This is a genomic window from Lysinibacillus sp. UBA5990 (genome assembly GCF_002429815.1).
Classification (GTDB): Bacteria; Bacillota; Bacilli; order Bacillales_A; family Planococcaceae; genus Lysinibacillus; species Lysinibacillus fusiformis.
Genome location: NZ_DJAY01000003.1, coordinates 43,597 through 69,137, shown reverse-complemented (window position 1 = coordinate 69,137; position 25,541 = coordinate 43,597). Strand labels below are relative to the sequence as shown.

28 protein-coding genes are annotated in these 25,541 nt (G+C 37.5%); 11 read left to right on the top strand and 17 right to left on the bottom strand.

Translation table 11 applies throughout. The features are described from left to right. Window positions 1-218: 218 nt before the first annotated feature. On the bottom strand, window positions 219-800 hold the full coding sequence (locus tag B3D94_RS01765; protein WP_069482985.1) for a TetR/AcrR family transcriptional regulator: 582 nt from the start codon (window positions 798-800) through the stop codon (window positions 219-221). A 250-nt stretch (window positions 801-1,050) separates the two neighbouring features. Between B3D94_RS01765 and B3D94_RS01760 the strand changes: the two genes are divergently transcribed. The 4 genes from B3D94_RS01760 (at window position 1,051) to B3D94_RS01745 (ending at window position 5,640) form a co-directional block, all read left to right on the top strand. Further along, a complete protein-coding gene (locus B3D94_RS01760; RefSeq protein ID WP_291754024.1) occupies window positions 1,051-2,268 on the top strand; it encodes an MFS transporter in 1,218 nt (405 codons plus the stop codon). A gap of 20 nt (window positions 2,269-2,288) precedes the next feature. Continuing rightward, entirely contained in the window at window positions 2,289-3,362 is a 1,074-nt protein-coding gene (locus tag B3D94_RS01755) for an LLM class flavin-dependent oxidoreductase (protein WP_069482987.1), read from the top strand. A gap of 29 nt (window positions 3,363-3,391) precedes the next feature. Further along, on the top strand, window positions 3,392-4,333 hold the full coding sequence (locus B3D94_RS01750) for an alpha/beta hydrolase (RefSeq protein ID WP_069482988.1): 942 nt from the start codon (window positions 3,392-3,394) through the stop codon (window positions 4,331-4,333). A gap of 344 nt (window positions 4,334-4,677) precedes the next feature. Continuing rightward, complete coding sequence (locus B3D94_RS01745; RefSeq protein ID WP_069482989.1) at window positions 4,678-5,640, top strand: MerR family transcriptional regulator; 963 nt, start codon at window positions 4,678-4,680, stop codon at window positions 5,638-5,640. Between the two features lie 37 nt (window positions 5,641-5,677). Here B3D94_RS01745 and B3D94_RS01740 read toward each other — a convergent pair whose 3' ends face one another. Further along, entirely contained in the window at window positions 5,678-7,111 is a 1,434-nt protein-coding gene (locus B3D94_RS01740; protein ID WP_291754015.1) for an alpha/beta hydrolase family protein, read from the bottom strand. A 257-nt stretch (window positions 7,112-7,368) separates the two neighbouring features. Here B3D94_RS01740 and B3D94_RS01735 point away from each other — a divergent pair, with 257 nt between their 5' ends. Further along, entirely contained in the window at window positions 7,369-8,121 is a 753-nt protein-coding gene (locus B3D94_RS01735) for an IclR family transcriptional regulator (RefSeq protein WP_291754013.1), read from the top strand. A 118-nt stretch (window positions 8,122-8,239) separates the two neighbouring features. Next, window positions 8,240-9,175 carry an aldo/keto reductase gene (locus B3D94_RS01730; protein ID WP_291754011.1) on the top strand — a complete coding sequence of 312 codons (936 nt, stop codon included), beginning with the start codon at window positions 8,240-8,242 and terminating at the stop codon, window positions 9,173-9,175. Window positions 9,176-9,233: 58 nt separating this feature from the next. On the opposite strand, the gene B3D94_RS01725 is transcribed toward B3D94_RS01730, so the two are convergent. The 6 genes from B3D94_RS01725 to B3D94_RS01700 form a co-directional block, all read right to left on the bottom strand. Continuing rightward, on the bottom strand, window positions 9,234-9,842 hold the full coding sequence (locus B3D94_RS01725) for a flavin reductase family protein (protein WP_291754008.1): 609 nt from the start codon (window positions 9,840-9,842) through the stop codon (window positions 9,234-9,236). 14 nt (window positions 9,843-9,856) lie between these two features. Then, the gene (locus tag B3D94_RS01720; RefSeq protein WP_291754005.1) at window positions 9,857-10,795 is read right to left on the bottom strand and encodes a ring-cleaving dioxygenase; all 939 of its coding nucleotides are present in this window, start codon (window positions 10,793-10,795) and stop codon (window positions 9,857-9,859) included. 75 nt (window positions 10,796-10,870) lie between these two features. Further along, window positions 10,871-11,464, bottom strand: a complete 594-nt coding sequence (locus B3D94_RS01715; protein WP_291754002.1) for an NADPH-dependent FMN reductase — start codon at window positions 11,462-11,464, stop codon at window positions 10,871-10,873. 139 nt (window positions 11,465-11,603) lie between these two features. Beyond that, window positions 11,604-11,948: a YunG family protein gene (locus B3D94_RS01710; protein ID WP_291754000.1), complete on the bottom strand. Its 345-nt coding sequence runs from the start codon at window positions 11,946-11,948 to the stop codon at window positions 11,604-11,606. Window positions 11,949-11,958: 10 nt separating this feature from the next. After that, window positions 11,959-12,483: a GNAT family N-acetyltransferase gene (locus tag B3D94_RS01705; protein ID WP_291753997.1), complete on the bottom strand. Its 525-nt coding sequence runs from the start codon at window positions 12,481-12,483 to the stop codon at window positions 11,959-11,961. Between the two features lie 14 nt (window positions 12,484-12,497). Continuing rightward, window positions 12,498-12,917: an Lrp/AsnC family transcriptional regulator gene (locus B3D94_RS01700; RefSeq protein WP_291753994.1), complete on the bottom strand. Its 420-nt coding sequence runs from the start codon at window positions 12,915-12,917 to the stop codon at window positions 12,498-12,500. Between the two features lie 106 nt (window positions 12,918-13,023). On the opposite strand from B3D94_RS01700, the gene B3D94_RS01695 reads away from it, so the two are divergent. Next, the gene (locus B3D94_RS01695; protein ID WP_291753991.1) at window positions 13,024-13,428 is read left to right on the top strand and encodes a carboxymuconolactone decarboxylase family protein; all 405 of its coding nucleotides are present in this window, start codon (window positions 13,024-13,026) and stop codon (window positions 13,426-13,428) included. 54 nt (window positions 13,429-13,482) lie between these two features. Here the strand turns inward: B3D94_RS01695 and B3D94_RS01690 are convergent, their stop codons facing one another. Next, the gene (locus B3D94_RS01690; protein WP_291753988.1) at window positions 13,483-13,905 is read right to left on the bottom strand and encodes an Rrf2 family transcriptional regulator; all 423 of its coding nucleotides are present in this window, start codon (window positions 13,903-13,905) and stop codon (window positions 13,483-13,485) included. 106 nt (window positions 13,906-14,011) lie between these two features. Beyond that, complete coding sequence (locus B3D94_RS01685; protein ID WP_291753985.1) at window positions 14,012-14,539, bottom strand: cupin domain-containing protein; 528 nt, start codon at window positions 14,537-14,539, stop codon at window positions 14,012-14,014. A gap of 123 nt (window positions 14,540-14,662) precedes the next feature. Between B3D94_RS01685 and B3D94_RS01680 the strand changes: the two genes are divergently transcribed. Next, entirely contained in the window at window positions 14,663-15,121 is a 459-nt protein-coding gene (locus B3D94_RS01680) for an SMI1/KNR4 family protein (protein ID WP_291753982.1), read from the top strand. Between the two features lie 11 nt (window positions 15,122-15,132). On the opposite strand, the gene B3D94_RS01675 is transcribed toward B3D94_RS01680, so the two are convergent. The 4 genes from B3D94_RS01675 to B3D94_RS01660 form a co-directional block, all read right to left on the bottom strand. Then, window positions 15,133-16,254: a serine hydrolase gene (locus B3D94_RS01675; RefSeq protein ID WP_291753979.1), complete on the bottom strand. Its 1,122-nt coding sequence runs from the start codon at window positions 16,252-16,254 to the stop codon at window positions 15,133-15,135. Between the two features lie 207 nt (window positions 16,255-16,461). Continuing rightward, window positions 16,462-16,674, bottom strand: coding sequence for a hypothetical protein (locus tag B3D94_RS01670; protein WP_139133752.1), 213 nt, complete (start codon window positions 16,672-16,674; stop codon window positions 16,462-16,464). A 38-nt stretch (window positions 16,675-16,712) separates the two neighbouring features. Next, the gene (locus tag B3D94_RS01665; RefSeq protein WP_291753972.1) at window positions 16,713-17,156 is read right to left on the bottom strand and encodes an SRPBCC family protein; all 444 of its coding nucleotides are present in this window, start codon (window positions 17,154-17,156) and stop codon (window positions 16,713-16,715) included. A 125-nt stretch (window positions 17,157-17,281) separates the two neighbouring features. Beyond that, on the bottom strand, window positions 17,282-18,730 hold the full coding sequence (locus B3D94_RS01660) for an Msr family ABC-F type ribosomal protection protein (protein WP_291753970.1): 1,449 nt from the start codon (window positions 18,728-18,730) through the stop codon (window positions 17,282-17,284). A gap of 548 nt (window positions 18,731-19,278) precedes the next feature. Here B3D94_RS01660 and B3D94_RS01655 point away from each other — a divergent pair. Then, window positions 19,279-20,118 (top strand): YitT family protein, encoded by an 840-nt coding sequence (locus tag B3D94_RS01655; protein WP_025113579.1) that lies wholly within the window; start codon window positions 19,279-19,281, stop codon window positions 20,116-20,118. Window positions 20,119-20,165: 47 nt separating this feature from the next. On the opposite strand, the gene B3D94_RS01650 is transcribed toward B3D94_RS01655, so the two are convergent. Next, window positions 20,166-21,071 carry a D-alanine--D-alanine ligase gene (locus B3D94_RS01650; protein WP_193833384.1) on the bottom strand — a complete coding sequence of 302 codons (906 nt, stop codon included), beginning with the start codon at window positions 21,069-21,071 and terminating at the stop codon, window positions 20,166-20,168. 4 nt (window positions 21,072-21,075) lie between these two features. Further along, entirely contained in the window at window positions 21,076-22,524 is a 1,449-nt protein-coding gene (locus B3D94_RS01645) for a PLP-dependent aminotransferase family protein (protein WP_291753962.1), read from the bottom strand. Between the two features lie 421 nt (window positions 22,525-22,945). Between B3D94_RS01645 and B3D94_RS01640 the strand changes: the two genes are divergently transcribed. After that, entirely contained in the window at window positions 22,946-23,479 is a 534-nt protein-coding gene (locus B3D94_RS01640; protein ID WP_291753959.1) for a M20/M25/M40 family metallo-hydrolase, read from the top strand. 227 nt (window positions 23,480-23,706) lie between these two features. Here B3D94_RS01640 and B3D94_RS01635 read toward each other — a convergent pair whose 3' ends face one another. Further along, window positions 23,707-24,276: a hypothetical protein gene (locus tag B3D94_RS01635; protein WP_069483006.1), complete on the bottom strand. Its 570-nt coding sequence runs from the start codon at window positions 24,274-24,276 to the stop codon at window positions 23,707-23,709. 577 nt (window positions 24,277-24,853) lie between these two features. Between B3D94_RS01635 and B3D94_RS01630 the strand changes: the two genes are divergently transcribed. Next, entirely contained in the window at window positions 24,854-25,534 is a 681-nt protein-coding gene (locus B3D94_RS01630) for a hydantoinase/carbamoylase family amidase (RefSeq protein ID WP_291754434.1), read from the top strand. Window positions 25,535-25,541: the final 7 nt, after the last annotated feature.

Below are 25,541 nucleotides of genomic sequence, written 5' to 3'. Positions count from 1 at the left end.
TAATAATTAGTATATTATATATTTTTCTAAATATAGTCAACAATTAGATTATTATAATAATTCATTTTTCCTAGAATAATTTGTCCTTCACAAAAAATCAATCAAAATTATTATTCATTTTCTTTTATCATAAAAAATCACGTCAAAAAACCCTTTAAATTATTATTTTTAAAGGGTTACATGGACATTCATATTTTATTCTTTACTAGTTTAAAATTTTATTTAAGTAATGTCAGAGTCGCGGCTATTGCATTATCAACGAATGAACGCTGTGGCTGTGATTTCATCATAACGGTTAATCCAATTAACGATACAATGAGTGCCTGCGCAAGTGATTTTGCATCCGTATCAGCCTCAAGCTCACCCGTTTGGACTCCTCTCTCAATGGTCTCCTGAAAAATAACTGCTAAATAAAGTTGATGTTCCCTCGTTAAAATCTCAAATCTCTCGTCATGAGGAGCGAGTTCAACCATTGTATTAATACAAAAACAACCGTTACTAAGGTCTTTCGTATACTCAGCTTGAATCACTTCTTCAAAAAAAGTAGCAAATGCCTGCTTTACAGAAACATGACTTTGAAGTCTAGCCCGTATATCAGCTGCTCTAGATGTCGTATATCTACGCAGTGCCGCTTCAAATAGCTCCTTTTTATCACCAAAGGTTGAGTAAATACTAGGACGTTGAATGCCCATTCTCGCAGTAAGATCACTTAAAGAAGTAGCTTCATATCCCTTCTCCCAAAATAACTGCATGGCAGCCTCTAAAACTTTTTCCTCATCAAATTCACGGGTTCTTGCCATAAAAATCACCTCCATTGTATAAGTGTTCGTCATTTGAATACATTTAAAAATTAAAATACCAAACAGTATGTAATCATTGTATATCCAGCTGGTCCCATTGTCAATTTCACTCTATTTCCAGTAAGAAGGTTAAAACAAATACCAAACAAATACTTGACACTATCAATAACAGTAAGATATATTTACCAATAATTATATTGTACCGTTCGGTATGTTATAATGATATTCTAAATGGAATGGAGGAAAGAAGATGGAAGAAGAGCTCAAGCAAGAATGGGATGCACCCGCGATAAACCTAACGCCTTCCATACCTCGTGCTGTCACATTATTATTCGCAACAGCTTGTGGAATGTCAGTCGCCAATATTTATTTCGCTCAGCCGCTGCTTGATCAACTGTCTATTGCGTTTACTATTGATCCATCGATTATTGGTGTTGTCATTACAATCACGCAAATCTTTTACGGGTTAGGCCTATTACTTCTAGTGCCACTTGGGGACTTACTTAACCAGCGACGTTTGATTATCGGACAGATGCTATTATCCACAACGGCTCTAGTTATAGTCGGTACCGCTTCTTATAGCATAGTTCTTTTCACAGGTATGGCTTTAGTAGGTTTACTTGCCGTTGTGACACAAACGCTTGTAGCATTTGCAGCAACCATCGCTTCCCCAACAGAGCGTGGTCGCGTCGTTGGGATTGTCACGAGCGGAATCGTCATTGGCATACTGCTCGCTCGTACCTTCGCAGGACTATTAACTGACCTTGCGGGATGGCGTACTGTCTATCTAGTCTCTGCTGCCGTAATGCTCATAATGGTTTGTTTGTTTCTAAAAGTGTTACCTACAGTAGAGCGCGAAGTAAAATCACTCCCCTACCATCAACTCATTAGATCTGTGTTCACATTATTAAAACAAGAACGAACACTACGTATCCGTGCCGTTCTAGCCATGCTAATTTTTGCTGATTTCAGTATTTTGTGGACATCACTTGTTCTTCCACTTAGTGCACCCCCGTTGGCCCTTTCACATAGCGTAATTGGTGCTTTTGGTCTTGTTGGAGTGGCCGGAGCGTTGGCTGCGGCCCGGGCAGGGAGATTGGCTGATCGAGGATACGCACAAAGAACAACAGGTATAGCATTAGCTCTATTATTAATTTCTTGGTTGTTTATTAGCTATCTAGAACAATCGTTATTTGCGTTAATTGTAGGGATCGTATTGCTAGATTTAGCTGTACAGGCCGTACATGTTACGAATCAGGCGCTAATTCTTCCATTACGTACAGAGGCAAGAAGTCGACTTACTGCTGGATATATGATTTTTTATTCCATCGGCAGTGCAAGTGGCTCCATTGCTTCTACGCAAGTATATGCATACTTTGGCTGGGAAGGGGTCTCTTTCCTCGGAGCTTCAATTAGTGCTATAGCAATTCTTTTTTGGGCAACGACTTTACGATTTACAAAACATTAAATTGACAAGGAGAATGACAAATGGAAATAGGAATTACCTCTTTTGTAGAAACAAAACCAGATGTTCATAATGGGGAAGTGATTAGTCATGCCCAACGCTTACGTGAAGTGGTTGAAGAAATCATTCTTGCCGATCAAGTAGGACTGGATGTATTTGGGGTTGGCGAACATCATCGAGAAGACTATGCTGCATCTTCTCCAGCAATGGTGCTAGCCGCTGCTGCTTCACAAACGGAAAAAATTCGACTTACAAGTGCGGTGACTGTCCTTTCTTCAGCTGACCCGGTTCGCGTCTATCAAGATTTTTCTACTTTGGACGGACTTTCAAATGGGCGTGCGGAAATTATGGCAGGTCGTGGGTCATTCATCGAATCTTTCCCTTTATTTGGCTACGATTTAAATGACTATGATGAACTATTTGAAGAGCATTTAGATTTATTACTTAAAATTCGTGAGGAAGAAAAAGTAGTGTGGGAAGGGAAGCATCGACCACCGATCAATAATTTAGGTGTGTATCCAAGACCTGTTCAAAAGTCTTTACCAATTTGGGTTGGTAGTGGAGGAAATCAACAATCAGCCATTCGGGCAGGAATTTTAGGATTACCCCTTATGCTAGCGATCATTGGTGGCAGTCCTAAGCAGTTTGCTCCAATCGTACAACTTTATAAAAAAGCTGCTGCTCATGCAGGTCATGATTTATCTAAGCTTCGGGTAGGCTCCCATTCGATAGGTTTCGTTGGCCCGAATAACGAGTGGGCAGCAGATACATTTTTCCCATCTACACAGGCGGGCATGAATAAACTGGGCAAAGAGCGGGGTTGGCCGTATTATGATCGTTCTAGCTATGATGCTGCACGTAGTTTTGAAGGAGCATTATATGTTGGTGATTCAGAGACAGTTGCTCAGAAAATCATTCATCTTCGTAAACATGTAGGGATCACGCGATTTATGTTATACGTACCTTTAAGTACAATGCCACATGATCAAGTCATGCAAGCTATAGAACTTCTAGGAACCGAAGTGGCTCCTCGTGTGCGCGAAGAAGTTGCTCAATGGGAGGCGGAAATGGCTGTAGCAGGACTTCCATTTATTTAAAATTTCGTTACTTTAAAGGGGGAATATATATGACAATCATTGAACGAATCTTACCCGAATTAAGGCAGGCTTACTCGCAATTTCCAGGCTTTCGCCTAGACGAAGATTTAGAGTGGAGTCGTCGTCTCTTAGCCCAATTACCATTAGAGGAGTCAGAACTTGTATTGATTACTAATCGTACGATCCTAAGAGGTGATGGGGGTGAAATGCTAGTTAAAATATATGAACCCGTTAAACGGAACCATGATAAACTTCCTGCTATGTTTTGGATTCATGGTGGTGGTTTCGTGATGGGACACCCCGATATGGATGACCTTTTATGTGAACGTTTTGTTCAGACCGCTAACTGCGTTGTCGTATCAGTTGATTATCGACTTGCCCCCGAGCATCCCTATCCAGCTGCGATTGAAGATTGCTATGCAGGGTTAGTATGGATGACAACTGAAGCTCCTAAGCTAGGCATTGATAGTAAAAGGGTGGCAATTGCCGGTGCAAGTGGAGGGGGAGGGTTAACAGCCGCTCTCGCATTAATGGCTCGTGATAAAGGAGGACCCGCGATTATATTCCAGATGCCACTGTATCCAATGCTTGATAACCGAAATAAAACGCCTTCTAGCTATGAAATTACTGACAGTCACGCAACATGGAATAGAACAAATAATTTGACCGCTTGGCGTATGTACTTAGGAGAGGAACAGGACACCCATGAACTTTCTCCATATGCGGTTCCTTCAAGAGCAGATAACTTAGCAGGACTACCTCCTACCTACACGTGTATAGGCCAACTTGATTTATTCAGAGATGAAACCCTCGACTATGTAGCACGACTTGCTCAAGCAGGAGTAGCTGTTGAGATGAATCTCTATCCTGGTAGCTTTCATTGCTTTGAAGTCTTTGTACCTGAAGCCGAGGTAAGTCAGCGTGCAAGTCAGAACTATTTAGATGCAATGGCTCGCGCTCTTCACCCTTAATCTACCTTACTGAGAATGTGAAATAGCCCTTATCATAGTCGTTAAGGAGTTCAGTTGCAATCATAATTGGCAGGATCATAATTTTCTAAATGAAAGTTGCTGCTCTTGGAATGTTTGAATATGAAAATTTAAAATGCGAAAATGCTTTGACGGTATTTTCGCATTTTATAATTATAACAATTTAGTTATGATGACTTTGTTGATAAAAACTTCAAAGCTATGCAAGTCCAATTCCTCAATTTATGGCAAGTTTATCGTAAAATAAAATAATGACTTTTTTTATCATCAAATGAACTATGATGTTAAAATTACTATAAAGTGATCCAATCAGGAGGTGTAATCATTTGGAAGAAAAATATACTATAGGTGAAACAGCTAAAATAATAGGCTCTACTATAAAAACAGTTCGTTACTATGATGAAATTGGGTTGCTGAAACCTACAAGTTATACTGATGGTGGACATCGATTATACACGGTGAAAGATATATGGCGTCTTGAAATGATTACAAACCTGCGTTATTTGGATTTTGGAATTGATGATATAAGCAAAATGATATCTGAGGAGCTATCAGTCACTAGAACACTTGATTGGCAGATTGAATCGATGGAAACACAGGTTAATACGCTTATGGATATGATATCAATTTTGCGTCAAGCAAAGGAACATAATGGGGATTCATTGCAGTGTATTCATGATTTAGTGAATGCACGAACAATTAAAGCTGAAAATAAAAAACAATTTATCGATAAAAAAGTGCAAGAAATACAATTCTTAAATGGCATTCCAAAAGAGTGGAAAGATTCGTTTTTTTATTATTTTGACAAATACATTATTAATCAGGTGAAAGGCTCCGCCAAACAAACCGCTGCTTGGCATGAGTTGCAGGAGCTCATAAATGATCCGCAGTTTATAAAAGACCTGAAAAATACTGAATTTCTGTACATGAATATTGTTCATCAGCCAAAATACAATGCTACGACACTGGTCAGAAAGCTCGAAAACATCCATGATCGATTGAATAAGGCGTTGAAACAAAAATCGCCTGCCAGCAGTCCGATTGTACAGGCCATTGTCGATGATACTGCTAGGCTGTATGCGAACTCAGAGCATTTGGACAATAAAGAAGATTACTTCCATTACTTTGTAAAATATATTCAAAGAACCAAAACCAAACGACTCGAACGATGTGAAACGTTATGTGCCATTCTAAGCCCACAATACTACCAACTCTCAAAAGCTAATCAATTACTATTTCAAGGAATAGAATGGCGACTTGAACATACGGAAAACTCAGAACGAGAATAATTGAGGGCTAAACACCCACAACTATTCTCTTTAGCAGTCAACCTTTCTGCAACGTAAACTCTGGATAATCCCCAATATTTTGCTCTAATAGTTTAAATGGCTGATGCTTTAAATAATGATTAAAGAAATCCAATGAATAGTCGTTAATCAAACGGTAAGCCTTTTGGATGTCGACCCCTTCCATCCGTTCATAAAGTGGTGAAAACAGATATAAATCAGAGAAGCCCATATGCTTCATATCTTTAATCTTCATCCAATAGTTCCCACCCACAGTTACATACTCATACCGTGGTAGAGTTTCGTTTACAAACTCAATGAACTCCTTACCATCCGTTTCCTTCGCTTCTCTGATTGAGTCATCAGCACTCATCATCATAAATGGCTTCTTCAGCCCATCTGCAGGAACTCGGAGTTTTCCATATAGAACGCCGTCCATATTAAGAGCTGCTTTTATTCTTGAATCTGTCATTAGCATTTGGGTGCTCGTTGCCCCACCAAAGGAATGGCCAAACATACCTATATTCTCCATATCCATTCGACCTGTAAAGCGGTTTTCAGGATCGTTTTGAGCCAACTGCTCTACTTGATCCAGCACAAATTTAGCATCTTCAACCCAACCCTCATTTGCTTTATCTAAATATGCGATTGATTCCGTTTTTTGTGGGACGTAATTTGCTATACGACCATCAGAAAAAACGGAAGTAGTGCTACTATAAGTATGATCTATACCTACCACGATGTAGCCTTGACTGACTAGTTGCTCAATTTGAAAAGTGTTCTGATTTTTATGCCCACTAAAGCCATGAGAGAAAAGGAGTACCGGATAGGTTGTTTCCTGATTAGAAATCTCAGCGTTCTCAATAGCATGTGTCTTGACATAACCAAAATTTGTGAATAAAAACTTCGGTAAATTTAGAATTTTACTATACCCCTCTGCAAAAACAGCAGCATCGGAAATATAAGGAGCCGTATTACCCTTAGCATTTGTATTAGCAGGATACCAGATCTGTACCATTAATTCGCGTTTGTCGCCAGGCTCTGGTGTGAGAGTCTCTTCTCTCTGATTATCCTTCCAATCGTAGGTGATCGTTCCAATTTTGTACGGACCCACTGGTTTTTCAAAGGTAAATACCGGAAGAGCAATAGGCAGACTAACTGCTATAGCAGAATAAAGTACAGTTAATGTTGAATTCAGAACAACGCGTAATCGGCGCATACTTGATCGTTGTTCTTTTTGAATTTTTGGGTTAAAAAAGTGCCTTATCACAACAATAGCGAGGAAAAATAATGTCATCAAATAAGTCGGCATCATTTGCCACCGCATTCCTTCGATGATCCCATGGACAAGTAGAAATAGAATAGACATGCTACCAGCCATCAGCATTCCTCGCTGTGACTTATTTCTACCACAAACTAACCAACCTAGTAAAACAATATTAAAAATGACATAAAACAATTCAATAAACCTCATAATAAAAACCTCCTTGTTTTTTTGATCTTGCTGATTCAAATCAAAGTGTATTACCTCCAGTAAGAGGAGAATCAAGCACTTAATACAAAAAAACACTGACATTTTTTTAATTGTCTACCATTTTACAAATTTGAGGTTGTTTATTATTAAAATAAAAATTGAGAAGTTATAAAAAATTGTCTTTATAATATCAATAAAGAGCTATGAATATTTCACAGGTACAGGTTAAGTTATTTTAGAAGTTAGGAGAGGACAAAATGGATTCCTATGAAGTATCGACATTAAAAAGAGGTCTTTTGATTTTAGATATATTACGTCAAAAGCATTCTCTTACATTAACTGAAATTATGGAAGAATTATCAATGAATAAGACATCGGTTTTTCGCATGCTTTATACGCTAGAAAAAATGAATTATGTTCTTAAATATAATAAGTACTATCAATTAAATCCGCATATTTTCAGAGATGAGCACTTATATTGGCATAAAGATATTCAATGGGCGTCTCTCGTAGCGCCCTACCAATTAGCCCGCCAAGAAGAAATAACTACTTATATTGGTATTTTAGAAAATTGTGAGATGGTAATAAAAAATGTAATTAGAGAGCCTTTTGAACAGCCTGCTTTTCATGCTATCGATACTCGGACACCTATGCATTCAAGCGCGCTAGGAAAAGTAGTGTTAGCTCATCTGTCCCCTACAAAACAACGTGAACTTTTAAATAGTATTGAACTCCATACCTTTACAGCAAAAACCTTCTATGATTATGGTTTATTGATTCCTCATTTACAGGTTATTAAAGCTCAAGGATATGCTGTTGATAATGAAGAAACGAATGAAGGTAAATGTTGTATTGCCGTTCCGATTTATGTGAGTGGGGAAGTAATCGGTTCCATTGCTTTGTATGGTTCGACGAATCAAATAAAAAAAACTGCCATTCGGTCATTTGTCAAAAAGTTAGAAGTGGCAAGTCAGCAATTGACGGAAGAAATTCATTATCTTTTAGCATAAGTTAAGGCCCTTGGCAATTAAAATGAAATTGTTTCTATATATGAAACTATAACGATGTATGTTGGTAAAACATCCTTTTTACTCTATTCTGATTACAGAATAACGAGGAGGTAGGAATATGAAATTTCATACTTTTAAAAAAACAACTATCAAGATTTCTGAAATTGGTCTTGGGACGAATGCTGTGGGTGGACATAATTTATTTGAAAACTTAAATGAACAAGATGGGAAGGAACTAGTCTCAGCTGCACTTGATTTAGGGATAACTTTTATTGATACAGCAGACATTTATGGAAAAGGCCGTTCAGAAGAACTTGTTGGAGAAGTATTAAAAAAATACTCAAGGGGAGATTTCGCTTTAGCAACAAAGGGCGGCAGACATTGGCTTGAGGACGGTTCAGTAAAAACAGATAATCATCCGCAATATCTACGTGGTGCATTCGAAAATAGCTTGAAACGGCTACAAATGGATTATGTAGATCTTTACTATCTACACTTCCCTGATAACGAAACTCCTCTTGCGGAGTCAATTGGTGAATTGTCACGATTAAAGGAAGAAGGAAAGATCCGAGCAATAGGCATTTCAAACGTAACATTAGAGCAGCTTATAGAGGCAAATGTGCATAATGATATTACTGTCCTACAATCTCCTTACAATATGTTAAATCGTTCAGGAGAACAGGATTTATTGCCATACTGTATAAAAAATGAAATTTCATTTATTCCATACGGTCCACTTGCATATGGTCTACTTGGTGGCAAGTATACAAAAGACTTTAAGCTTGGGACTGGAGACTGGCGAATTTCGAACCCTTTATTTCAAGGCGAATTATTTGAACAAACATTAGTAAAAATAGAAGCGTTAAAGGGACTTGCAGAGGAAAAGCAAACGACATTACCAAATCTAGCGCTTGCCTGGTTATTAGCTCAAGATGGCGTTGATGCCGTTATCCCAGGTGGGAAACATAAAAAACAAGTGGCTAACAATGTGAAAGCAACTGATATCCTATTAACAAACGAAGATTTAATGAATATAGAGAGAATTTTAATATAAGTTTGAAACCAAAAAAAATGCGAAAATGCTGTTAAATCAACATTTTCGCATTTAATTTTTAAACAGGACGTTCTAACGCAAATATATCACCAATTTTTGCATAATTTGAGCCAGCTAGTCTGCTAATTGCTTTTAGTTTTCTTGGATCAATTCGCCCTTCATTATAAATGGTTTCATCTATATGATATTGTACGACTTCACCAATGAATAAATCGCCTGTCTGCTCCTCACCATTCATCAATGGAATTGTCTGCACTAATCGACACTCCATACGTACCTTTGCCTCTTGAATTCCCGGAACTGCAATTTGTTGACTCTCTATTAGTGTAAATTGCGCTCTATCAATTTCGCTTTCTGTAACAGGTAAGGAAGCCGCTGTTTCATTCACCTGTTCAACATTATCCTCATCGACAATATGCACAACAAATTGCTCCTGATAATGGATATGTCTAGCTGTATCTTTTAAATGTCCATTAGGTCTTTGAATCGCTAAAGAAATCATTGGCGGATTTGATGACACGATATTAAAATAACTAAATGGTGCGCCATTGATGACACCTTGCTCTGATTTTGTTGTCACAAAAGCAATTGGCCTTGGAATAATACTTCCAATCAATAATTTATAGTTTTCACGTTCTGAATTTTTTGTAGGATCAATCGAAATCAAGCGACTCACCCCTCTTAGTCAAGCTCACGGACTTTAATTGGAATTAGTGTTCTTTCTAATTGCTCTCGTTGTTGCTCATATTGAGATGGTAACATTAATTGGCTTCCCATCGTCTCCATTGTTTCGTCATGAGCAAATCCCGGAGGATCCGTAGCAATTTCAAATAAAACTTCACCAGGTTCACGGAAATAAATCGCATTAAAATAATTACGATCTTTGACTTCCGTTACATGTTGTCCATGATTCATAACATACTCTTGCCATTCTAAATGATCCGTATTATCTTGAGCTCTCCATGCAATATGGTGAACCGTTCCTACACCCATTTGTCCACGTTGGCCTACAACCATTTTTAAATCAACTGTATTGCCAATCTCCGCATTAGATTTAAAACGAGTATAGTCACCCTCTGTCGCTACTCGTTCAAGACCCATTACCTCTGTTAAAACTTTAGCAGTTTCTTCAGGGTGGCTAGAATATAAAGTAGCTCCACCAAATCCTTTAATGGCAACCTCTGGCGTTACTTCTCCAAATGTCCAGTTATTTAATTCGCCTGCAGCACGCGCAACGAGTTCAATATGCAGACCATGCGGGTCATCAAACTGAATGACTTGCTCACCAAAGCGTTCAGTTTTTTGGAAAGGAATTGAAAATTTTGCCAAACGATTAATCCAAAATGATAGTGCCCCCTCTGGTACAACATACGTTGTGACACCAACTTGACCGTCACCAATACGCCCTTGATATGCATTGGCCCAAGGGAAGAACGTAATGATTGTTCCAGGTTTCCCACCTGCATCACCGAAATATAAATGATATGTGCCAGGATCATCAAAGTTGACTGTTTGTTTCACTAAACGCAAACCTAACACACCTGCATAAAAATCAATATTCTCTTGTGGGTGGCCTACAATAGCTGTGATATGGTGAATACCTGCTGTATGTTTTTTCATGTTAACATGCCCTTTCCTGACTTATTTTTCTCTCCCACACTTTATCCAACTTCGTCTTATCTCAAACACGTAAGCTTAACGAATAGTGTATAAAGCTTTTGACCATGGGATTACTTGATCTAACATTTGATTGACTGAATCTGTTTGTACAGCTTGCGGTTTAAAGTCTGAACCATTTTCAAAATCTGTGAATAATGATAATGCAGGGTGAACACGTACATCTGCGATTAAAAGCTCACCCATGATGCCACGTAAATGTTCTGCTGCACGAGCACCACCTACAGAACCATATGAAACGATGCCTGCTGCTTTGTTATTCCACTCAACACGTAAATAATCTAGTGCATTTTTTAGAGCGCCTGTAATAGAGTGATTGTATTCTTGTACGATGAACACAAAGCCATCTTGTTTAGCGATAATTTCAGACCAAGCCTGTGCACCTGAAGCATCGTGCCCTGGCTCTCCTAATAATGGCAATTTATAATCAGCGATATCAATCACTGTATAGTTTGCATCGCCTCGTTGATCTGCAATTTCCTTTACCCATTGTGCTACCTGAGGACTTACACGTCCCTCACGTGTTGATCCAATAATAATACCGATATTTAATTCTGCCATTGTTTGTTCCTCCTCTTTTTTTGAAGAAAATAATTTATTCCAAAAACCCATTATTGTACCTCCTTACGAAAGTTAAAGGTTTGAATTCGTTTATCTTGAATTTAGTTATCTTGAATTCGAGATAATAATAACACGCCACTTTCCTAATCGTCAACACCTTTGTTTTACTAATTTGAAAAGGCAGAGGAATCTATCCCTCTGCCCTTGCTAAATGTCTATTAACTTGTGATTTTAAACAGCTATATTGAGCATTATTTGTATCCTGATAAGCCTCTGCCCTATTCGAGTCAAGGTCTTGATAATCAATTTCAGATAAAAATTGCTCTTTCGTAAAATCCATTCTCTCTCCATTTATTACATTATAAAAGTGCCAGCCCTCATCCAAACTTGTTTTCCTAATTTCCCCGCCAAGAATATCTTGCACCACTAGAGAAGTAACACCACATTGCCCTTTTGCAGGGTTTTCAACGCTCCATTTAGAACTTGATTGAGCCGACCAAGATTGCCTTAAAGCATTTAATACATTTTTCTCCATACATGTCTCCTTAAAATGGAACGTCATCTATATTTATAGGCGTTGGATTTCCTAGAACCCAATCTTCTTTAATAGCACCATAGACAATACTATCGGTCACTGTGCCATCTTCATTTTCCCAAGCATTTCGTAAATAGCCTTCCTTCACAAAACCAGCTTTGCTAAAACATTTCCGCATTCCTATATTATCAACTCTTGTATAGCCTTCAATACGAATCTTACCCTTTACCTCAAATAGATACTCTTGTAACCATCGAAGTGCCATTACGCCATATCCTTTTCCCCTACAATTTGCATGTAAGCGGATATCAAACAATGGGATGGTGTCACTGATATCATGTATAAAGATAATTCCTACTCTTTCTTCATTTTCCAGTAACCAATGTGTTTCACAATCATTCTCATAATATCCCTCCGCGAACGCTGCTCGAACGGTCTCTTCTTTTATATGCTGATTTGTGTGGTAAATCCATATATTTTGAGTTAGTAAATGGACTAAAGCACCTATTTCACCCGTAAATAATTTGATTTCCATAAAGATCTCCTTTTTTATAAGTCCTCACATATATCAGAAAAAATAAAATTACTTTTTGTATGTGCATATAGCTGTAATTCATCAATAAATTGCTCTACATCAGGAAAAGATTGAAAATGAGCCTTTAATAAGAAACAAGTTTCTCCCGATATTCGATAGCAAAAATCTACGTTTGTAAATGTCAGGATATGTTCTTTAAAATCTGCATAGCGATTATTTTTAATTGTTGCCTCAATTATAGCTTCAATGGGAAAGCCTAGCGCCTTTGTATTAATGTCTAACGTATATTTTCTTATGATTTGCTGTTCCTCTAAATGTCGTACCCTTTCACGAACTGCAGGGGCCGATAAATGTACTCTCCTGCCTAGCTCACTCATAGAAATTCGGCTATCTTTTTTCAATTCTTTTAGTATTTTTTCATTAATGAAATCCATTATAGAAAATTCCCTTCATTTTAAAAGAGAAAGAAAATATTTCCCTTCGAATTGGTATGTTAACATCGCCATTCATATTTTACACTAATTATAGGAGGGAAGATTAATGACACTCATTCATCTATATGACAAGGGCTTAACACCATTTCAACAACTACTAGGCTATAACGAGGGAATACAGTCGCATTGGTTACAACTAGGGGAAGCAGTCGAAAAGGACGGTCATTTATCTGCACATTTAAAAGAAGAGGTCCGAAAAACATTGGCACAAAAAAATGGTTGTCAATATTGTCAGGCGAAAGGTGTACCTGACCCTCAACATTACGATGAGAAAACAGCGGTATGTACAGGTTTTGCTGAAGCATTCTTAGTCACTAAAGGGCATACCGCACCCAATGTCACCGCTGTCTTAAAAGAATATTTAACAGAGGCTGAAATCAGTGAACTACTGGCATTTATTTGTTTCACAACCGCACAGCAATACTTTGGGGCTCTTATGCAATTGAAATAACAACAGAACTAGAGTCCCCTAGTTCTTATCCGTCCATTTCAACATTCTATCCGCCTACTTCATTTTTTTATCGATTTCATGAGCAATATCAATAATCAATTTCTTACTAAGCTCTTCTTTCATATTGTTCTCAGCATCCACCATTACTTGCTCAATGAGACAACCTTCGTTATGAAAGGAATCCTCATGGTCAGAGGAACAGCTGAATAATGTGGTTTGTCCCTCGATTGCGTAAATCACATCTAAAAAGGAAACTTCTTGAGGGCGCTTCGAAATACGATAACCTCCATTGACACCTGGATTCGATTCGATTAAACCCGCCTTTACAAGCTTTGTTAAAATTTTGGAAAGATAGGTTGGAGATAGTTTCTGCATGTCAGCTAGTGTCTCAACATTCATTGATTTTCCTTTAGGTATATTCGTCAAAAACACCATTGTATGTAACGCATAGTTTGTTGCCTTTGAATATTTCATCATTCATTACCTTCTTTCATTAATTAAGGACCTTTATTATCTGTAATTAAAAAACATTCTACCATATAACGAGAAAAAAGCATGTTTAATTAAACACGCTTTTTTTCTTTTAATTTTCTTGACCATAGCCCGCTTCCTCAGCCACTGCATCTGCCTTCGTCACATGAATAGTCCCAGATGGATGATTGGGTGGCGCATAAATCGTGTAGAGCTTTAATGGTTCATTTCCTATATTCGTAATATTATGCCATGTCCCTGCGGGCACCATGATGGCCGTATCTTCAGAAACATTTCTTTGAAAGTTTAAATAATCCTTAGTCGGTCCCATTTGGGCAACTCCCTTACCCTCTTCAATACAAATGAATTGATCGACATGGGGATGCACTTCTAAGCCAATATCATCTCCTACTTTGATGCTCATTACAGTTACTTGTAAGTTTGACCCTGTCCATAAAGCTGTGCGGTAATTTTTGTTTTGCTTTGTAACGTCCTCTATGTCCACAACGAATGGCTCTGGTCCATAATCTCTCCGCATATTACTTCTGGTTCTCTGTTCTAGCTGTGTTGGATAAGCCCAATAAACAGGCTGGTAGCCGTAACTATACACGGGGTAATTATGATAATAAGGGTAATGCATTGACCTCAATCCTCTCACATATTATAAATGTATAGTATGCAGACGGTTGAAGGAATGTACAAAAGCTACCTCAACTACAAGGGCGCTCTTTAGATGTCATTATGAAAAAGTGAGGTTTTTTTGATGTATGAGAATATAGTAAAAAAGCTAGCTCATACCACATCGATTAAGTGGCATCCTGGATGCAATGTAAAAGATAGCTGGATAACCGAAGCAGAATTAGAGCTAGGGTTTCAATTACCGCCCTCTTATTGCTGGTGGTTAATGAATTATGGCAATGCCCGACTAAATGGAGGAAACATCCTGACGGTCAGTCAACCTGAATACAGAGATATCGACGATAGCGACATTCTCTATATTCACCGTCTGAACTTGGCAGATGAAGATTGGTACAGAAAATATCCAAATAGATTGGACTTATTTATCCCAGACGCAGATGAGCTTTATTTCTTCGATTTATCCGCAAAAGATGAAGATGGGGAGTTTCCCGTCATGTGTTATGACTTAATGAATCACATGATTTATGAGTATGCACCTACATTCTCCGATTTTCTTGAAAGATTACTTGATGAACATAGATAATTTTAGGCGATTCACCATTCAGCTAATTCCCTTTGAAGACGCACCCTAAATTTCTCATCTGTAAGAAATTTCAATTGAAAACTATTCATACTAGTAGATAATTTAATTTGTTCCATTGTATTTAAGTCGTTAGCAAAAAAGGCTATCTCCGTCTGATTCCCTTCTTTATCTTCCGCATAGGCGGCTAGTGTCAATACAAAGGCCGTTGACCCTCCTTTTTGACCTGCATGTGTAAGCCATCCTTGATTTCTAGGGTTTTGCATCAATTGTTCCATCACAGGATCTAAGTATTTATGTACATCTTCTGTAAAGTAATTTTTACTATTCAACTTTTCTAAAATAGAAATGTAGTCACTAGTAGAAGCCCTTATTAAACGATCAGACCAAACCCTTTGAACATCCAAATTGAGTATTTTTATTGCCTGAGCTTTCTCCTCTTTTGTTAAAGGTTTTTCTAGCCAATTCTCATGAATAGCCAATGCCCGTTCTCGATATTCAGCCATCCCCATATCTTTTAAAGCCGTTAGTGTTTCTTTTTTCGTTAGACTCTTTTCATCTCGCAATTGAATGGGGATATAGAGAGCACTTGCGATTGGATACAGAAGTTCATGACCTTTTACATCCAGTTGAGTGAGAACCTCATTAATAGTTTGAAGCCCTAGTACATGCATTAAATAATCTGTATTTGCATTAGAACTATAAGTAATCATTCCCTTTGCAACCTCGCTCAGCGGCACACTTCCCTTGCCATTGAGGTTTAACTGCGCTAGCCACGCTTCATGTGCGCCACCATCTGTTTTTGGGATATAAAATGTCTCTAATTCCCTTAAGCGAACTTGTTGCTGAGGATTGATATGTCCACCTGCGGCTTGTTGCGCATATGCGATAGCGACGATTATTTTAACCGTACTGGCTAAAGGCAGTGGTTCCTTTGTATGTTGCTCTACCCAGCTTTGGCGATTATATTGTATCGCTACGGAAATATTTTTATTGCCCTTATTCTCTTTCATAAATTGCACAATATATTCAGGGTCGTCTTTCTTGACTTCTTTTTGGATTTTCCAAAATACAATGCCTATGACAAACCCTGTACATACTAAAAGGCCACCAGTTAGCCAAACCCACTTTTTCATACCACTCCCTCCTTTATGTCGTAGATGAATGATTTAATCAGAGCGCTATTGCCTATTAATAGCTTCAGGTGGCATGACTTCTACAACTAGGCAGACGAAATTTCTAAATTGGTTCGAAGCAAATTTGTAGCCGTAATGTCAATTCTCCCTCATCCTTCACCCCCGAAGGTAAGAAAAGGATGTTCAGCAAAGCACTGATTAATTTAGTCATCGATTTTTCTTCAGAAATAAAACGAATGCTAATGAAGCCAAAAAGAATAAACTTAGATAAACACTCGATAAATTAGCCATATATTGAATGTAATAATGAGTATCCATTATTGTACTTTGTTGAAGCATTAAATTAGAAACAATTGTCGGACTAAATAACGAAATAACAGCGATCAAAATGATACAAAATGAAAAAATTTGTTTATCCAAAAAATCACCTCAAAAATAGGTCATCCAATCATACTACTCTAATGAATTAATGAAGCTCTTAAAGTTTTTATGCCATTTTCTAAGTATCCTTTGAGACAGGTTAATGTATAAATCCAGCCTTCTTTTTGGCCCATCATTTTCGTCACAATTTCCGGATCATGTGCGTTCAGTCCTGATTCCACTACCTCAATGATTGTCTCACCTTGATATTCCTCAAGAGTCATAGTAACAATCGTCACTTCACCATGCTCCTCTCCCCAAGAAAATACAATTTTTTTGTTAGTCTCTATTTCAAGTACTGAGATAATTCCTTCTGCGCTATACTCCTCGTATCTCAATGTAATCCTCTTCCCCTCTGCCCATCTTTCAGAGCTACTAGAAAACCAATAATGTCCGATTTCAGTAGGAGAAATAATGGCTTCAAAAACTTTATGAGCTGGCTGCTTGATTTTTAATTTAGTCGTCACATCCGTATTCAACATCGATCATCATCCTTTTCATAGTGTCTATCTATCACATTCGCCAAATTTTCCCTCTTCCCTCTCTTTTATTAAAACTTTAATAAAAAAATGCGATTCCTCCTAATGGTAGAATCGCATCTTTACAGTTAAAATATCTTATTATTTTTTATTGTGAATTGTATGTCTGCTACATTTTCAATAAAGTTTTCATCATGCGTCACGAAGATTATGGTTCCCTCATAAGCCGTTATAAATTGCTCTAACGCCTCTAATGCTTGAATATCTAAGAAGTTAGTTGGCTCATCTAATAACAGTATATTATAGCTTCCCAAAAACAGATAACACAGCTGAAGGCGTATCGCTTCACCACCACTTAAAGAGTTCACACCCTTTTGTATATCAGTTCCTACAAACTGCATGGAACTTAGAACGCTTCGTAAAAAGCCTTCATCGTAATCTGAGCGATTTTTTAAAAATTGGAGGACCGTTTCCTCACTTTTAAATTGGTAGCCCATTTGATGAAAATAGCCTATTTTGGCCTTAGGGGAAATGGTTAACCCCTCCCCATTAGTTGCAATATGTCGTAGTAAGGTACTTTTTCCACAACCGTTACTACCTGCAAGTGCAATTTTTTTACCTAATGGTATTTGAAAGCTTACGACATCCAATAGGACTTTTCCTGGAACGTGTAAAGTGAATTGATCTGCCATAATCGGAAATTTATTGTGTAGTTCCAAGGCTTTCGATTGTCTGAAAACTATTTTTCTGTCTACCTGCACCGCATCTACTTTCTGAAGCTTCTCTATTCGCTGTTCTATTGCCTTGGCTGCCCGTTGTACGTTTTTTTGGCTTGTACCTTTGGACTTTGTCATAAACATGCGATTCGGCTTTGCATGAGCTTCTCTTTTTGACATGTTACCTGCTTGGGTAATTTTTTCAGCCTTTTTCATTTTATCTTCGGCAGCTTGTTCAAGACGACTTCTTTCTTTCAAGTATAAGCCATGCGCCTGACGTTGTTGATCTTGCTCCAGCTGCTTTTGCCAAGCATAATTACTATAATTGCCAGAATAAATGTTTACTGTGCCACTATCAATCTCCCAAATTGTTGTGACCAAATCATCCAGAACCGCACGATCATGGCTAATTAGTACGAGCGCACCGTAGTAATAACGCAATTCATCCACTAGAAATGAAATACCCTCTTGATCTAAATGTGTTGTTGGCTCATCAATGAGCAGCGCCTCCTCATAGAAAGAAAATAATTGAGCTAACTTTAATCTCGTTTGCTCCCCACCACTTAGTCCTTCAGAATTTGCTGGAATAGCTAATTTCCCTAATAACTGTGCCTCTGCCTTTACAGACGTTGGTGCTTCCATTTGTTCAAAATAGCCGAAATGTACATGACTATTTACCATCCCACTTGTCGGCTGAACCTTGCTAGCAAGTAACTTCATTAATGTACTTTTTCCAGCGCCATTTTTCCCAACGATACCGATTCGATCGAATTGATGAATGGCTAATTTTTCAATGTTTAAAATCTCTTTATCTAAATAATTTACAATTACGTGTTCTAATTCAAAGCAAACTTTTTCCATATGACTACCTCCCGAAATTAACTCATTTCGTATCGATAGCTATGGTACCGATACGAGCCTCTAGTTAAAGCTCGTATCAAAAGAATAATAGCATATGCATAATCTATTCCTCCTTATGGATAAAACAAAAAATCACAGACAAATTGCCTGTGATCCAAGTAACTAGGATATATTAGAGAATAAGCAGCTTCTTTAAATAAAGGCGTGAGCTGATCTCTTTCTTGCGCAATTGAAGATGATTAAAAAAGGACAGACTATCCGTATACTCTGGCTTCACAAACAGAGTTTTTGACCCTATTCAGTTATTGGTTCAAAACGGTGCAACGTAGTCTCATAGAATATGTCATTTTTTAATAATCCTCCTTAAAAGTATTATGATTATTATAAATATTTATTTTAATTAGTCAAGGTCTTCTTAGTCTAAAGACATACAAAAAAAGGTCGATATATCCTAAATGAATATTACAAAAAAAGTATATCATTTGGTGAAAACCTGATATAGTATGGATTTAAGAAAAAATCTAATTTGATATGGTGGTGTTATGTGAATGAAAAAATACGTAATAGATATTTTAATGATTATGCTTGGATCACTGCTTTTTGCCCTAGCAGTTAACTTATTTGTTATTCCAAATGATTTGGGTGAAGGTGGCGTAACGGGCTTAACGATTATAGCCTATTATCTTTTCGGATGGTCTCCGAGTATTGTCAGCTTTATTATGAATGCGGCTTTACTACTAGTTGGCTATAAATTTCTAAATAGACAAACAACAATTTATACGATCATTGCGGTCTCATTCCATTCTTTATTTTTACATTTAACAGAATCTTGGTCGATTTCCTCAAATGAAATTATCGTAAATACGATTTTTGGTGGAGTATTTGCTGGGGTCGGTATTGGTTTGATTATTAGAGTCGGTGGTACAACGGCAGGTTCTACGATTTTAGCTAGAATCACCAACAAGTACCTTGGCTGGAGTATTAGCTACGGACTTTTATTCTTTGATTTAATCGTAGCTTTTTCATCTTATTTTATCATCGGAGCAGAGGCATTAATGTTAACAATAATCATGCTTTATGTTGGTACTAAGGTGATGGAGTTCGTTATCGAAGGGGTTAATCCTAAAAAAGCAGTTACGATCATCTCTAAAAAACCAGAAGACATTGCTGGACAGGTAACTGCTTATATGAACCGCGGGGTTACGGTACTTTCCGGTCATGGCTATTATACAAAGGAACAAAAAGAAATTTTGTATATCGTCATTAGTAAGCAAGAAGTTGTAAAGCTTAAAAAAATTGTCAAAGAAGTCGACAAGGATGCCTTTATTGCCATTCATGATGTAAGAGATGTTTTTGGAGAAGGCTTTATTGAATTAGCCAAATCTTAAGATAGTCAAAACACCTTTTGTAGGAAAACAAAAGGTGTTTTTTCTATTTACCTATTATCAATCTGTAAGGAGCTATCAATAATGCTATCCAATAAGGCAGAATAGCTAATTCCTGCAGCAAGGGCACTTTTTGGTAGCAGGCTATTTTGGGTCATGCCAGGTAATGTATTAACCTCCAACACATAAGGAACGCCCTCCTTAATTAACATATCTACTCTAGCATACACACTACATTTTAAAGACTTATAGCTGGTCATAGCAGCCTTTGCCACACGGTCATGAATCGCAAGTGGGAGTTCCACAGGCTCCTCTATTGTAGAAGCATCATCATATTTCGCCTGGTAGTCAAAAAATACTGCCGTATGTTTGATTGAAAGGACTGGCAATAGCTTATCATTGAGGATTGGGCATGTAATTTCGTCACCAATCATGTACTGCTCAATAATGATTTCGTTATCCCACTTCAATACCTCTGCAACAGCCGTCAATAAGGCATTTCGATCATGGACAATTTGAACACCTACACTAGAGCCACCAGCATTTGGTTTAACGACCATCGGATAACCCATCAGCTCTATGTCCTGTAATGGCAGCTCCTCACCCTTTACGAGATGCATCCAATCTGGTGTGGCGATCCCTTCATAGCGCAGTATTTTCTTGGCCATATTTTTATCCATGCACAGACTACTTGCTAGAAGACCACTTCCTGTATAAGGAATACCCAATGTTTCTAATACACCCTGAATCGTGCCATCCTCTCCAAACTTACCGTGCAGTGCTAATAAAGCTACATCAATACCTTGCACTTTTTCTATTACCTCTTGATGGTCTTCCAATACTATTTCAACAACATCGTATTTTTGTTTATTTAAATGAGCAACCATTTCCTTCCCTGTCATAATCGAAACCTGCTTTTCAGAGGAGGTACCGCCCATAATTACGCCAACTTTCATCTTTTCAACCCCTTCTATCATTTCTTAATGTATCCCCAATAATTTGAATACCCCGGACAATATCTTCTTCTGATAAACGGGAAAACCCTAGGCGAAATGTGTTTTTACCAAGACCATTTGTATAAAATACATCTCCTGGATAGAACACCACACCTTCGTCATAACATTTTTCTAATAATCTGCGAGCATCTATGCCCACTTCTAGTTCAATAAATAGATGCAGTCCTCCATCCCCTCTGATTTTGCAAAATGGAATGTACTCCATGCAGGCTTGACGAGCAAGCTCATACTTTTTCTTATAAACAGATCTTGCTTTCTTTAAATATTTTTCAAAATAACCATCCTGTAAATATTGATATAACACTGCCTGATCCAGTGTCGATGTATGAATTGTCCGCGCTCTTTTCATGCTTTCTAGGCTAGCAATTAGCTCCTTATCTGCTAAAATCCAGCCAACACGTAAGCCTGGGAAAAGGATTTTAGAAAAGCTGCCAATATAGACAATGTTATTACCTGAACCACTAAATGCAATTAGTGGTGCAAAATGAGAGCTGGAATACCTTAATTCCTCATTAAAGCCATCTTCTACGATAGGTATTTGATAGTTGGAAAAAAGCTGAAAAATAGCATTCCTCTTCTCAGAGGAGGTGACAATTCCAGTTGGATTATGATAGGACGGGATGAGATAGGCAAAATCAAAATCCATTTTGGCTAATGTTTTTTCTACCTGCCCCATATCAATGCCATCATCGCTCATATCAACGCCATGAATTTCTAGCCCATGTAAACGAAAAAGCTTCAATGCTGCGTGATGTGTAGGATTTTCACATAGAACACGCCCAGACTTTTTAGCTATTGAGGATAATAAAATATCGAGTCCCTCCGTAAAGCCGTTAGTGATTAAAATATCTTTATTAGAAATATCTACACCCTTCATTTCCATATAGCGAAGGAGATAATCAATTAAAGGTTTATACCCTTTTGCATAGCCATAATTCAAGACAATATCGCCTTCAAGGGACATACGTGTAAGAAAAGCCCGTTTGAAATTTTCAACATCAAAAAGCTTTTCTTCTGGAGCAATACTAGTAAAGGAGATCATCCCTTTTTGCCACTGAATATCTTGTCGTACTAAATCGATTTCATCTGCTAACAAAGTTGCTGTATTCAGCCTATTTTTCCAGTCAAGTTCAATAGGGGACGTTTTCAAAGTAGTAACCTTTCCTACAAAGTTCCCTTTTCCTTTCACTGCATAAATAATGCCGTCCTGCTCTAGCTCAGCATATGCATTCAGCACTGTATTTCTGCTAACTGCTAATAGCTTACTAAGTTCACGCGTAGATGGAAGCTTTTGATGTTCTAACAGATGCCCTTTGACAATCATATCTTGAACATAATCCTTCAATTGCACATAAACAGGACGATCATCCACCATCTTAAAATCATTAAACAATCCCTGACCCCCTTGCTTCATTCTTGCATAACGAGAGTGAACTCAAAAGGTCCACTCATTATGTAATTTCCTATTGTAGTGGTTGTTCTTCTTTCTATCTTATTTCAAAATTATTATACGTATCAAACGTGATGAAGATCGTTCACAATATTAACTATGTGCCACACTACGATAAGGGTCATAATAATTTATTTAAGCTCGAACTGTTATAAGGAAATCGAGGTTCAACAAACATTTATCCATTGTCCATCGGGTCAACAAGGGGCGGATAATGAAACAGGTAAATACGCCAATTTCATTGCAAAGTAATCCACCCCACTATTACCAAAGGGTACAATAATAATTTAGAGGTGGTTCATGACCAATTTTTCTTATGAGAAGGACAGTACCACTTCCAATTCCAGATGAAAGAGTGATTGTCATGATTAATGGAGGTAGACTCTTACAACATCTTCAAGACTTAAGCCAAATCGGCTGCAATGAAGCAACAGGTGGGATTAATCGCTTCTCCTTTACACCAGTAGAAAAACAGGCTATTGAGCTAGTGACCATTTATATGGAACAGGCTGGCATGAAAGTAACGGTTGACGCTGTTGGAAATCTCATTGGTACTTATGGTGAAGGCGATGAAACCATTATGCTAGGCTCACACATTGATACAGTACCAGAAGGCGGCAAATATGATGGAGCATTAGGGGTATTGGCAGCTATTGAAGTCGTAAATAGTATGTATGAGCAACAAATACTACCCTCTAAAAAGATACAAGTTGTCGCTTTTAAGGATGAGGAGGGAACGAGATTTGGCTTTGGGTTACTTGGTAGTAGTGCGATGGCTGGGGTTTTAACGGAGGGACAATTACAGCACACAGATGAGGCTGGCATTTCCATTGAAGAAGCTATGAAGGAATTCCAATTGTCGCCATATCCTTTAAGTTATGACACCAAAGAAACTTGAGGATAAAAAAATAATTCTGTTATTTACTTTAAGTTATGAAACCGATATGAGTGATTATGACCCCCTGAGTTTCAAACGTCTTTCCCTCAACGAGCTCTGAGAAAAAACACCTATCACCTTTTCCTTATGTTCTTTCTTTACATTTAATATAAATTTAAGACCAAGGCTGATTTAAATAACAGCCTTGGTCTTTTCCGTATATCTTATTCATATGGTGTTATTTCGATTTATGGCTTTTCACATGCAAAATTATATCCACCAATTCTTTCAGCTTCTGCTGCACTAGTTTGTCCTTTTAAACCAGATTTATCTCTTGAGTCAATTATTGGATTTCCGCCCTGAGCGAAGCATTTATTCATATAATTCATTTTTTCTTTATGTGTAAGATATCGATCCCAGAAAAAATATCCAACAAATGAAACAAAACCAATCCCCGCAAGCCACGCTATAACGGCAAATCCTTGAACTTCACCATTTTCATCTTCTTTATAAATTATGTTGCCATCATAATTTTCCATGTCTATACCTAATGTTAAAAGTTTGTTATTAACTTCTTCAGGAGTTAGTGATTCTATGGAAGATTCATAATAATTTAATTCTTCATCTGTGAAATTATATTCTTCTTTAGCAGCCTCTTCATCAAACTCTAATTTTTTTGTATCAAAGTTATATAATACTGATTCGGCTAAAGCACTTTCTTTACTTGCTATTTCATTGGCATGTACAAAACTTGGTGAAACTGTAGATACAATCAATGCTAGTATCAAACCGCAAATAAAAACATTAAACTTTTTCATCCTAATTCTCCTTTTGTGTTTTTTGTAAAATAATACATTTATGTATAATTAAATGCATTATTCACTTAATTATACATAATAACCAAAAAAATGTATAATATATAATATAGAAAGTGAGGTGTATTGTTTGTATTTCTCGAATATGCAATTGTTAATGTTGATATTTGCTTTTATTATTGTGATTTTAAGCTTCATTAAGGTTTATCAAATAAAAAAAGAGTATTTGATTAAGCATAGGGAACTAGAAGTGGAATTGGAGAAAGTCGAATTAGAAAGACAAAAAATAAAAGCTGGGAATATAAATAGCAAAATCTGATGGAGTTACGTTTGGTAGGAGGATTTGTTTTTAGTTTTATGCAATATTTATACATGATACAGCTAGCAGTTGAATTGAAAAACGCTGTCAAATCAACAATGTATAAAATTCTGTATGTAAAATAAAAAGTGATTCAATCAAAAAAATCAGTAATGACAAGGGTTTGACCTTTTTCATTACTGCCTACTTCATGTCTCTGCTAACGTCTCGGTTACAAGAAAGAACAATCCGTAACTAGTAGTTAATGCTCAACGAAATGACATTAAAGCATATTTAGAAATGCATATTGAGCAAGGCAAGGTGTTAGAAAATGAAGGTTTACCTGTAGGTGTTGTAACAGGTATAGCCGCTCCTGTATGGTTAGAAATTACTGTCACTGGCGTCAGTGAACATGCTGGTGCAACACCTATGCCCATTCGGCAGGATGCTCTAACTGCGGCAAGCGAGATGATTTTAGCGATTGAACGGCTATTAAATGACACTACAGATGCGGTTGCAACGGTCGGCAAGCTTACTGTCTCCCCGAATGGAACAAATGTGATTCCAGGCAAAGTTACTTTCTCAATTGATCTACGAGATATAGACGAACAAAAAGTGAGATCACTAGAGACTACGATTTTGCAGCAACTACAACAAATTGCAGACCGAAGAAATGTTACAATGGCTTCGAAAATATTACAGCGCATTAAACCTGCAAAAGCGGATGAGAAGCTACAGCAACAACTTGCCATAAGTATTGAAAAGCAAGGGATACGTCCCTATTCTCTTATAAGTGGTGCAGGACACGATGCCATGAATATTGCTGAAATCGCTCCAATCGGAATGTTGTTTGTCCGCTCAAAAGACGGCATTAGCCACAATCCCTTAGAATACAGCTCCGATGAGGATATCATTATAGCCACTACTATTTTTAATGATTCTGTCGTCGAGCTCTCTAAATAGTTCACTA

What these genes read in the sequence shown, in the direction of transcription:
- B3D94_RS01710 (WP_291754000.1), bottom strand. Translation starts at nt 11,948, where the DNA reads ATGGAGAAAAATGTATTAAATGCTTTAAGGCAATCTTGGTCGGCTCAA.
- B3D94_RS01650 (WP_193833384.1), bottom strand. Translation starts at nt 21,071, where the DNA reads ATGAAAGTTGGCGTAATTATGGGCGGTACCTCCTCTGAAAAGCAGGTT.
- B3D94_RS01735 (WP_291754013.1), top strand. Translation starts at nt 7,369, where the DNA reads ATGGATTCCTATGAAGTATCGACATTAAAAAGAGGTCTTTTGATTTTA.
- B3D94_RS01720 (WP_291754005.1), bottom strand. Translation starts at nt 10,795, where the DNA reads ATGAAAAAACATACAGCAGGTATTCACCATATCACAGCTATTGTAGGC.
- B3D94_RS01690 (WP_291753988.1), bottom strand. Translation starts at nt 13,905, where the DNA reads ATGATGAAATATTCAAAGGCAACAAACTATGCGTTACATACAATGGTG.
- B3D94_RS01635 (WP_069483006.1), bottom strand. Translation starts at nt 24,276, where the DNA reads ATGAAAAAGTTTAATGTTTTTATTTGCGGTTTGATACTAGCATTGATT.
- B3D94_RS01700 (WP_291753994.1), bottom strand. Translation starts at nt 12,917, where the DNA reads ATGGATTTCATTAATGAAAAAATACTAAAAGAATTGAAAAAAGATAGC.
- B3D94_RS01680 (WP_291753982.1), top strand. Translation starts at nt 14,663, where the DNA reads ATGTATGAGAATATAGTAAAAAAGCTAGCTCATACCACATCGATTAAG.
- B3D94_RS01760 (WP_291754024.1), top strand. Translation starts at nt 1,051, where the DNA reads ATGGAAGAAGAGCTCAAGCAAGAATGGGATGCACCCGCGATAAACCTA.
- B3D94_RS01750 (WP_069482988.1), top strand. Translation starts at nt 3,392, where the DNA reads ATGACAATCATTGAACGAATCTTACCCGAATTAAGGCAGGCTTACTCG.
- B3D94_RS01655 (WP_025113579.1), top strand. Translation starts at nt 19,279, where the DNA reads ATGAAAAAATACGTAATAGATATTTTAATGATTATGCTTGGATCACTG.
- B3D94_RS01675 (WP_291753979.1), bottom strand. Translation starts at nt 16,254, where the DNA reads ATGAAAAAGTGGGTTTGGCTAACTGGTGGCCTTTTAGTATGTACAGGG.
- B3D94_RS01765 (WP_069482985.1), bottom strand. Translation starts at nt 800, where the DNA reads ATGGCAAGAACCCGTGAATTTGATGAGGAAAAAGTTTTAGAGGCTGCC.
- B3D94_RS01755 (WP_069482987.1), top strand. Translation starts at nt 2,289, where the DNA reads ATGGAAATAGGAATTACCTCTTTTGTAGAAACAAAACCAGATGTTCAT.
- B3D94_RS01665 (WP_291753972.1), bottom strand. Translation starts at nt 17,156, where the DNA reads ATGTTGAATACGGATGTGACGACTAAATTAAAAATCAAGCAGCCAGCT.
- B3D94_RS01640 (WP_291753959.1), top strand. Translation starts at nt 22,946, where the DNA reads ATGATTAATGGAGGTAGACTCTTACAACATCTTCAAGACTTAAGCCAA.
- B3D94_RS01695 (WP_291753991.1), top strand. Translation starts at nt 13,024, where the DNA reads ATGACACTCATTCATCTATATGACAAGGGCTTAACACCATTTCAACAA.
- B3D94_RS01705 (WP_291753997.1), bottom strand. Translation starts at nt 12,483, where the DNA reads ATGGAAATCAAATTATTTACGGGTGAAATAGGTGCTTTAGTCCATTTA.
- B3D94_RS01660 (WP_291753970.1), bottom strand. Translation starts at nt 18,730, where the DNA reads ATGGAAAAAGTTTGCTTTGAATTAGAACACGTAATTGTAAATTATTTA.
- B3D94_RS01715 (WP_291754002.1), bottom strand. Translation starts at nt 11,464, where the DNA reads ATGGGTTTTTGGAATAAATTATTTTCTTCAAAAAAAGAGGAGGAACAA.
- B3D94_RS01740 (WP_291754015.1), bottom strand. Translation starts at nt 7,111, where the DNA reads ATGAGGTTTATTGAATTGTTTTATGTCATTTTTAATATTGTTTTACTA.
- B3D94_RS01685 (WP_291753985.1), bottom strand. Translation starts at nt 14,539, where the DNA reads ATGCATTACCCTTATTATCATAATTACCCCGTGTATAGTTACGGCTAC.
- B3D94_RS01730 (WP_291754011.1), top strand. Translation starts at nt 8,240, where the DNA reads ATGAAATTTCATACTTTTAAAAAAACAACTATCAAGATTTCTGAAATT.